This window comes from Actinocorallia longicatena, from assembly GCF_039534125.1.
GTDB classification, from domain to species: Bacteria; Actinomycetota; Actinomycetes; order Streptosporangiales; family Streptosporangiaceae; genus Actinocorallia; species Actinocorallia longicatena.
This window is the reverse complement of the sequence record NZ_BAAAUV010000019.1, coordinates 146,152-153,765: the sequence shown is the minus strand read 5'-3', so window position 1 is coordinate 153,765 and position 7,614 is coordinate 146,152. Positions and strand designations below refer to the sequence as shown.

At 72.1% G+C, this 7,614-nt stretch carries 8 protein-coding genes and 1 riboswitch; of the genes, 3 read left to right on the top strand and 5 right to left on the bottom strand.

Annotated elements, in window-relative coordinates:
• The coding region (locus ABD785_RS29870) for a hypothetical protein (RefSeq protein ID WP_344835063.1) at nucleotides 1-755 on the top strand (755 nt) is incomplete at its 5' end.
• Between the two features lie 160 nt (nucleotides 756-915).
• Here ABD785_RS29870 and ABD785_RS29865 read toward each other — a convergent pair.
• Genes ABD785_RS29865 through ABD785_RS29850 form a run of 4 tightly spaced genes read right to left on the bottom strand, consistent with a single transcriptional unit; the run spans nucleotide 916 to nucleotide 3,927 of the window.
• Nucleotides 916-1,848, bottom strand: coding sequence for an alpha/beta hydrolase (locus ABD785_RS29865; protein ID WP_344835060.1), 933 nt, complete (start codon nucleotides 1,846-1,848; stop codon nucleotides 916-918).
• Nucleotides 1,849-1,860: 12 nt separating this feature from the next.
• A complete protein-coding gene (locus tag ABD785_RS29860) occupies nucleotides 1,861-2,865 on the bottom strand; it encodes an LLM class F420-dependent oxidoreductase (protein ID WP_344835056.1) in 1,005 nt (334 codons plus the stop codon).
• A gap of 50 nt (nucleotides 2,866-2,915) precedes the next feature.
• Nucleotides 2,916-3,092, bottom strand: a complete 177-nt coding sequence (locus tag ABD785_RS29855) for a DUF397 domain-containing protein (RefSeq protein ID WP_344835053.1) — start codon at nucleotides 3,090-3,092, stop codon at nucleotides 2,916-2,918.
• A gap of 4 nt (nucleotides 3,093-3,096) precedes the next feature.
• The gene (locus ABD785_RS29850; RefSeq protein ID WP_344835050.1) at nucleotides 3,097-3,927 is read right to left on the bottom strand and encodes a helix-turn-helix domain-containing protein; all 831 of its coding nucleotides are present in this window, start codon (nucleotides 3,925-3,927) and stop codon (nucleotides 3,097-3,099) included.
• 129 nt (nucleotides 3,928-4,056) lie between these two features.
• Here ABD785_RS29850 and ABD785_RS29845 point away from each other — a divergent pair, with 129 nt between their 5' ends.
• Entirely contained in the window at nucleotides 4,057-4,500 is a 444-nt protein-coding gene (locus tag ABD785_RS29845) for an ATP-binding protein (RefSeq protein WP_344835048.1), read from the top strand.
• 43 nt (nucleotides 4,501-4,543) lie between these two features.
• Here ABD785_RS29845 and ABD785_RS29840 read toward each other — a convergent pair whose 3' ends face one another.
• Nucleotides 4,544-5,386 carry an oxygenase MpaB family protein gene (locus tag ABD785_RS29840; RefSeq protein ID WP_344835044.1) on the bottom strand — a complete coding sequence of 281 codons (843 nt, stop codon included), beginning with the start codon at nucleotides 5,384-5,386 and terminating at the stop codon, nucleotides 4,544-4,546.
• 70 nt (nucleotides 5,387-5,456) lie between these two features.
• Nucleotides 5,457-5,594, top strand: a riboswitch (adenosylcobalamin (AdoCbl) riboswitch).
• A gap of 44 nt (nucleotides 5,595-5,638) precedes the next feature.
• Between ABD785_RS29840 and ABD785_RS29835 the strand changes: the two genes are divergently transcribed.
• The gene (locus ABD785_RS29835; RefSeq protein ID WP_344835076.1) at nucleotides 5,639-7,609 is read left to right on the top strand and encodes a magnesium chelatase subunit D family protein; all 1,971 of its coding nucleotides are present in this window, start codon (nucleotides 5,639-5,641) and stop codon (nucleotides 7,607-7,609) included.
• Nucleotides 7,610-7,614: the final 5 nt, after the last annotated feature.

Below are 7,614 nucleotides of genomic sequence, written 5' to 3'. Positions count from 1 at the left end.
TCCAGACGGCCGTCGCGGGCGCGGCCGTGCTGGTGATCGGCGCCGCGGCGGTGACGGTTCTCGCCCGCGGCGGCTCGCCCGACGACCCGCCCCGGCCGACGTCCCCGCCGCCCCCGCCGGTCGCGGCCGCACCGGCGGGCCTCACCCTCACGTTCACCACCGAGCAGCGCGGCGACCAGGGCATCACCTACACCGCGGTCGTGCCGCACGCGACGGGAGGCGACGAGCGGATCACCAAGGTCCTGGACGCCTCCCTCGCCCGCCCCATCCTCGGCTACGTCACCCGGTTCGCCGCGACCAACGCCGCCACCCTCGCCCCGCTCACCGGCCGGACGGTCCTCACGACCTCGGCCCGGCTCGTCCGGCGCACGGACGGCTACCTGTCGATCCGCTACGGCTTCACCCCGGCCGGCACCGCCGCCCAGCACGCGAGCTGGTGGCAGCCCCAGTCGGCCGTCTTCGACCTGAGGACCGGGAAACTGCTGACGGCGTCCGGGATCTACCGGCCGCAGACCCTGCGCAAGGCCGGGCTCGGCCGCGTGACGGCCCTGCTGAACGGCACCGCCAGGACCTCCGACCCGCTGTGCGCGACCGACCTCCAGATCGTCGACGCCCTCGCCCTGCGGACCTATCTCCCGATGTTCACCGAGACGGGCGTCCGCTACGAGTGGGGCCGCTGCCGCCCCTTCGCGATCGCCTACGAGCGCATGAGGAACGTCCTCCGCCCCGAGATCCTCAAGGGCTTCGGGGACTAGGGGCTGTTTCAAAGTCAACTGCCCTACTGCGCGGCGCCCAGGCACGCACCTCGCGAGGTTGTCGTCGGTCGCCGACCCAACCAGGTCGACTCCCTCCTCCGCCCCCGCGAGGCACGCACCTGGACGCCGCTCGCCACGGGCGCCGACTTCGAAACAGACCCTAGAGGTTGCCGGTGAGCCAGCGGTCGAGTTCGGTGAAGACCTCGTCGCGGGCGGGCTTGGCGGACAGGACGAGGTCGTGGACGCCGCCCTCGACGCGCACGAGGGTGAGGTGGCGGCCCAGGGCGACCGCCCACTTGGCGATGTGCTCGACGTCGAGGACGATGTCGCTGCTGTCGATGCCCTCGCCGTCCTTCTTCGCCTTGACGGTCTTGGTGGAGCACATGACCAGCACGGGGACGTCGATGGCGAGCCCGGCGTGCAGGCGCTTCTGGCCGCGCCTGATCGCGGCGAACCAGCCGGCCCGGACGGGGAAGCCCTTGAGCGGCTTGAGCGTGAGGTCGAAGTCCCACTCGCCGCCGAAGTCGCGGTGGATGGTCGTCACGTAGACCGAGGACAGCGCGGCGGGGAGCGCGGCGTTGGGCGCCCGGCGCCGCAGCGCCCCGGCGAGGCCGGTGCCGACGGCGCGCAGCCAGGCCGCCTCGTTGACGTCGAAGAACGGGCTGTTGAGGAACAGCCCCTGGACGAGCCCCTGGCCGCGGACCCGGTCGGCCCACAGGGCGGTGATGAGACCGCCGGTGGAGTGGCCGTTGACGAGCAGGACGTCGTGGTCCTCGCGGATGATCCGGACGGCCTCGTCGATCTCCGCGTAGTAGTCGGTGAGGCTGTGGATCATGTTGGGGGTCTGGTGCGCGCGCAGCGACCGGCCGTACTTGCGCAGGTCGAGGGCGTAGAAGTCGTAGCCGCGCTCGACGTAGAAGTCGGCGAGGTGGGTCTGGAAGAAGTAGTCGACGAAGCCGTGCACGTACAGCACGGCCCTGCGCGACGATCCGGGGCCGGTCCGTTTGACCAGCGTGGCGACGACCTCGCCTTCGGCGTCGGTTCCGAGGTCGATCTCGATGGCCTCGTAGTCCGGCCCCAGCACGTCTTCCATGGGGTCATTCCATCACGCGTCGGCGAGTTCCCGGATGGCCTTGAGCGTGGGCTCGTCCTTGACGCCCGCGATGAGCAGGGTGCCGACGGGGCTGTCGCGCCACAGCTGCAGGCGCTCCTTGATGCGGTCGAGCGGGCCGAGCAGCGAGATCGCGTCGACGAGCTCGTCGGGGACGGCCTTGATCGCCTCGTCGCGGCGGCCGTCGAGGAAGAGCTCCTGGACGCGCGCCGCCTCCTCGGCGTAGCCGAGCCTGCCGATGAGATCGAGGTGGAAGTTGGTGTCCTTGGCGCCCATGCCGCCGATGTAGAACGCCATCGGCACCTTCGCCCAGCCGAGGGCCTCCTCGAGCGGGGCGACGACGGTCGTCACGGTCGCGGTGATCTCGAAGCCCGGCTTGCGGTCCTTGAGCGACTCGCCGAACAGCGAGTCGATCTTCTGCGGGTCGACGAACAGGGGGAGCCAGCCGTCGGCGATCTCGGTCGACAGCGCGATGTTCTTCGGTCCCTCGGCCCCCATGTAGATGGGGATGCTGGAACGCACCGGGTGCGCGATCGACTTCAACGGCTTCCCGAGCCCCGTCCCGCCCGGGAAGGGCAGGGGGTAGTGCGGGCCGTCGTTGGTGACCGGCTCCTGGCGCGCCCAGACCTTGTGCAGGATGTCGAGGTACTCGCGCGTCCGGGCGAGCGGCTTGGGGAAGGGCTGGCCGTACCAGCCCTCGACCACCTGCGGCCCGGACGCGCCGAGGCCCAGGATCAGCCGGCCGCCTGACAGCGCGTCCAGGGTGAGGGCGTGCATGGCGGTCGCCGCCGGAGTACGAGCGGACATCTGCACCACCGCGGTTCCCAGCTTGATCCGGGAAGTCCTGGCTCCGTACCAGGCGAGGGTGGTGAAGGCGTCCGAGCCGTAGGCCTCGGCCGTGAAAACCGAGTCGTAACCCTGCCGTTCGGCGGCGAGCACCGTCTCGGTGGCGTCCTCCGGGTTGCGCTGCCAGTAGCCGACGTTGATCCCGAGCTTCACGGTTCTGTCTCCTCCAGTACGGGTGTACTGGAGATTAGAACACGTTCTAGTTAGCCGTGAAGACCCTGGACGAACTTGGTGAACTCGGAACGGTTGATCATCAGCATGGGTCCGTCGGGGTTCTTCGAATCGCGGATCGCGCGACCGCCCTCGGGCAGCGCGGCGACCTCAACGCACTGGTCTCCGCTACCGCTGTGAGTGGACTTGCGCCAGGTGAGTTCGACCACGGAACTACTCCTTTGCCGCCTCGGCGATCAGCCGGACGGATTGTGCGGGTGAAAGCGCCTCGTTCTCGATGCGCTCGAACCGGTTCCTATGTTGGGTTATTGCCTCTGCGCTCTCCACGTACACGTCGCCCATGGTCCCTTCTACATAGGCGATATCCGGGTCCGCGGGGTCCGAGAACGACAGGATCGTGAATCTCCCGTCGAGCCCCGCGTGCGCACCCTGCGCGTACGGGAGGACCTGGATGGTGACGTTCGGCCGTTCGGCCGCCGTCGCCAGATGGGAGAGCTGGTCCCGCATCACCTCCTCACCACCGATCGGCCGCCGGATGGCGGCCTCGTCGAGAACGACGTGCAGCTTCGGCGCGCCGTCGCGGTCGAGCAGGGCCTGGCGCTGCTTGCGCGCGTGCATCCGGCGCTCCACGTCGGCGGCGCTCGGCAGCATCCGCCCGGCCTCGATGACCGCCCGCATGTAGGCCTCGGTCTGCAACAGGCCGTGGATGAGCTGGGCGTCCCAGGCGCGGATCTCCGAGGACTCGTCCTCGAGGCCGACGTATGTGCCGTTGAAGACGTCGACGTACGCGGTCCACCAGCCCATCTGGCGTGCCTCGCGCGACAGCGTCAGCAGCGCGTCCCGGTCGGGGCTCGGCACCCCGTAGAGGTCGAGGAGCTCGGCCACGTCACGCGGACGGGTCTGCCCGGTCTCCAGCCGGGAGACGGTCGCGCGCGACCAGCCGAGGCGGTCGGCGACATCCTGCAGGGTCAGCCCCTGCAATTCTCGCAGGCGGCGCAATTCCCGCGCGAGCCTGCGGCCTCGCACGGTCGGACGGTAAGTCATGTGACGAGTGTGCTGCCGAATGCGCCGTGATTGGTGAGAAACCAAGAATCTTCGGCAAGTCGGTTGCGATGGTGGGAATCTCACGGGAGATTGTCTTTCGTGACGGCACGGGGACCGGCTGTAGTTTTCATGCTGGCGAAAGGGCGGCAAGTGGAGCTCGCAGAAGGCCTCGGACGTTCGTGGACCTGGGTGCTGCCACCCGACGCGACCTGTGCCGGAGCCGCAAGGCGGCATCTTCGGCAGGCGCTGAGTGATCTGGGTGTGCCCGGGGACACAGCCTCGGACGCGGCACTGATGGCGAGCGAACTCGCCACCAACGCCCATCAGCACGCTCCGGCGCACCCACCGCACGAGCTGTGGCTCTACTTCGTCGACGAATACGAGTTCTGCTGCGCCGTGTTCGACGGGATGGCCGCCCGTGACCAGGAACTCGACGTCGACAGGGGTGACTACGGGCGCGGCCTGTCGATTGTCGCGGAGCTGTCGAAGGGCCGCTGGGGGACCTCGCCGGCCCGCGCCCGCATGGACCCGCGCGTCCGCGGCAAGGCCGTCTGGTTCGTCTGCCCCCGCTGAGGAGCCTGCGCTCGCTGGAACACGACGGGACGATCACAGGGAGTCAGGCGCGCGGTTCCGCGAGCGCCTTCCCGGCGGCGAACAGGCGCAGAGGGCCGTCGCGGTTGACCAGGTGGTCGGCCGGGCGGTGGCGGATCGCCGCGGGGATCAGGCGGGCGGCCGCCCGGTTCGCCGACAGCATCGCCTGGAACGCGCGCTCGCGCCGCGGCGACCAGGGAACGCCCAGGGCGTCGCGCAGGCCGCGCGGCAGCAGGGCGCCGGCGGCCACCAGGTTGACCTGGCCGTAGGCCGCGCCGAGCGGGCGGGGCAGGCCGGGGGCCGACCGGCCCAGCTCGATCACCCGGAGCGCGGTCGGGGTCGCCCGCAGCTCCGTCCTCAGCACCCGGTCGAAGTAGCGGCGGAAGCCGGCGTAGGAGTCGGGACAGTAGCCCTCGGGCACGCCGCACGCGTGCGCGATGAGCTTCTGCTCCTGGTAGAAGGTCTCGCGGACGTCCTCCCGCAGCCGTCCGAAGGCCAGCTCGAACACGGTGATCTGGCCGTGGACCAGCGTCGCCCACACCCACAGCAGCAGCTCGGGATCGAGCGCCCGGTAGGGGATGCCCTCGTCGCTGAAGCCCCGGACGCGCTCGTGCACCCGGCGCAGCCGCTCGGCCTGCCGCCGCGACACCTCGGGACGGGCGTAGGCCAGCTTCAGCTGCACGTCGAGGGTGCGCCAGAGCCGCGCGAACGGATCGGACTCGAACTCCGAGTACCGCGCGACCCCGGCCGCGACCAGCGGATGGCAGACCTGCAGCAGGAGGGTCGGCGCCGCCGCGAGGCCGAGGACGGGTTCACGGCCGACGGTCCAGGAGACGTCGCCCCTGCGGAAGGGAAGGGTGTCGCGCATGCCGCACCTCGCGTAAGCGTTCACTTATGAACGATGGTAGGCCGGACCGGCGCTCCGGTGAAGAGCTGTGGCATGCTCATGACGGCGCGAATCGGAGGAACCCGGTGGGAATCCGGGGCTGTCCCGCAACTGTGACCAGGGAGATCCTGGGAGTCAGGAACTCCTTCGCGCCGTTTCGTGGTCGATCGGGCGAGGAGACCCGGTCCCGGAAAGGACGTCGTGACGCCGTATCCGTTCTCCGCCGTCGTCGGCATGGACGATCTCAAGCTGGCCCTGCTCGTCAACGCCGTGTCGCCGTCCGTGGGCGGGGTGCTCGTGCGCGGCGAGAAGGGGACGGCCAAGTCGACGATCGTCCGGGCGCTGGCCTCGCTGCTGCCGTCGATCGCGGTGGTGCCGGGCTGCCGGTTCGCCTGCGACCCGGCGGCACCCGACCCCGAGTGCCCGGACGGCCCCCACGAGGAGGGGCCCGGCGCCGTGCGTCCGGCGCGGCTGGTGGAGCTGCCGGTCGGGGCGTCGGAGGACCGGCTGACCGGCTCGCTCGATCTGGAGCGCGCGCTCACCGAGGGGGTCAAGGCCTACGAGCCGGGCCTGCTGGCGGGGGCGCACCGGGGCGTGCTCTACGTCGACGAGGTCAACCTGCTGCACGACCATCTCGTGGACCTGCTGCTCGACGCCGCCGCGATGGGCCGCTCGTTCGTGGAGCGCGAGGGGGTCTCGGTCCGGCATGCGGCACGGTTCCTGCTGGTCGGGACGATGAACCCGGAGGAGGGCGAGCTGCGGCCGCAGCTCCTCGACCGGTTCGGGCTGACCGTCGAGGTCGCCGCGACCCGCGAGCCCGCCGAACGGGCCGAGGTCGTGCGGCGACGGCTGCGCTACGAGGAGGACCCCGCCCGGTTCGCCGTCGCCTTCGAGGGCGCCGAGCACGGGCTCGGGGAGCGGATCGCCGCGGCCCGCGCCCTGCTGCCCTCGGTCGTGCTCGGCGACAGGGCGCTGCGGGCGATCACCGCGGTGTGCGCCGGATTCGAGGTCGACGGGCTGCGCGCCGACCTGGTCACCGCGCGGGCCGCGCTCGCGCTGGCGGCCTGGCACGGCCGGACCTCGGTGACCCGCGAGGACGTCCGGCAGGCGGCCGGGCTCGCGCTGCCGCACCGCCGCCGCCGCGACCCGTTCGACGCGCCGGGACTGGACGAGGCCAAGCTCGACGCGCTGCTCGACGAGCACGACTTCGAGCCCGAACCCGAACCCGAACCAGAGCCGGAGGGCACCCCGCCGGACGGCGGCGGCACGGAACCCGAGGACGGCGGAGGACCGGGCGAGGACGGCGCGGATTCCGGCCCGTCCCGCGACGACGGCACGGAAGGCCGGGACGGCGGCCGTCCCCCCGCCGGCCAGGACGCGGCGGATGAGGCCGGTCACAGCGGTGCGGGTGAGGGCGTGGTGGCGGCGCCCGGCGGGGTGTTCAGGCCGCGCCTGTTCACCGTCGACGGCATCGGGGAGGGCGCACCGGGCCGCAGGTCCAAGGCGCGCAGCCCCTACGGCCGGGTGTCGGGGGCGGTGCCGGGCGCACGGGGACTGCACCTGACCGCGACCCTGCGCGCCGCCGCCCCGCACCAGCGGGCGCGCGGCCGGGACGGCCGGGGCCTGGTCATCGCGGGGGAGGACCTGCGGCGTGCGGTCCGGGAGGGCCGCGAGGGCAATCTCGTGCTGTTCGTCGTGGACGCGAGCGGCTCGATGGCGGCGCGCCGCCGGATGACGGCCGTCAAGGGCGCGGCGCTGTCCCTGCTCATGGACGCCTACCAGCGGCGCGACAAGATCGGGCTGATCACGTTCCGGGGGACGTCGGCCGAGCTCGCGCTGCCGCCCACGTCGTCGGTCGAGGCGGGGGCGCGGCGGCTGGAGCGGCTGCCGACCGGCGGCAGGACCCCGCTCACCGCGGGGCTGCTGCGGGCCGCCGAGGTGCTGCGCGTGGAGCGGCTGCGCGACCCGTCCCGGCGGGCGCTGCTCGTGCTGGTCACCGACGGCAGGGCCACCCACGGCCCCGACCCGCTGCTGGCCGCGCCGCTGCTGGCGGGCGTGCGGACCGTCGTCGTGGACTGCGAGACGGGGCCGGTGCGGCTGGGTCTCGCGGCCCGGCTCGGGGCCGGGCTCGGCGCCGAGGTCGTCCCGCTGGACGGTCTCGACGCGCTCGCGGGCGTGGTGCGGCGTTCGCGCCGCGCGGCCTGACGTCT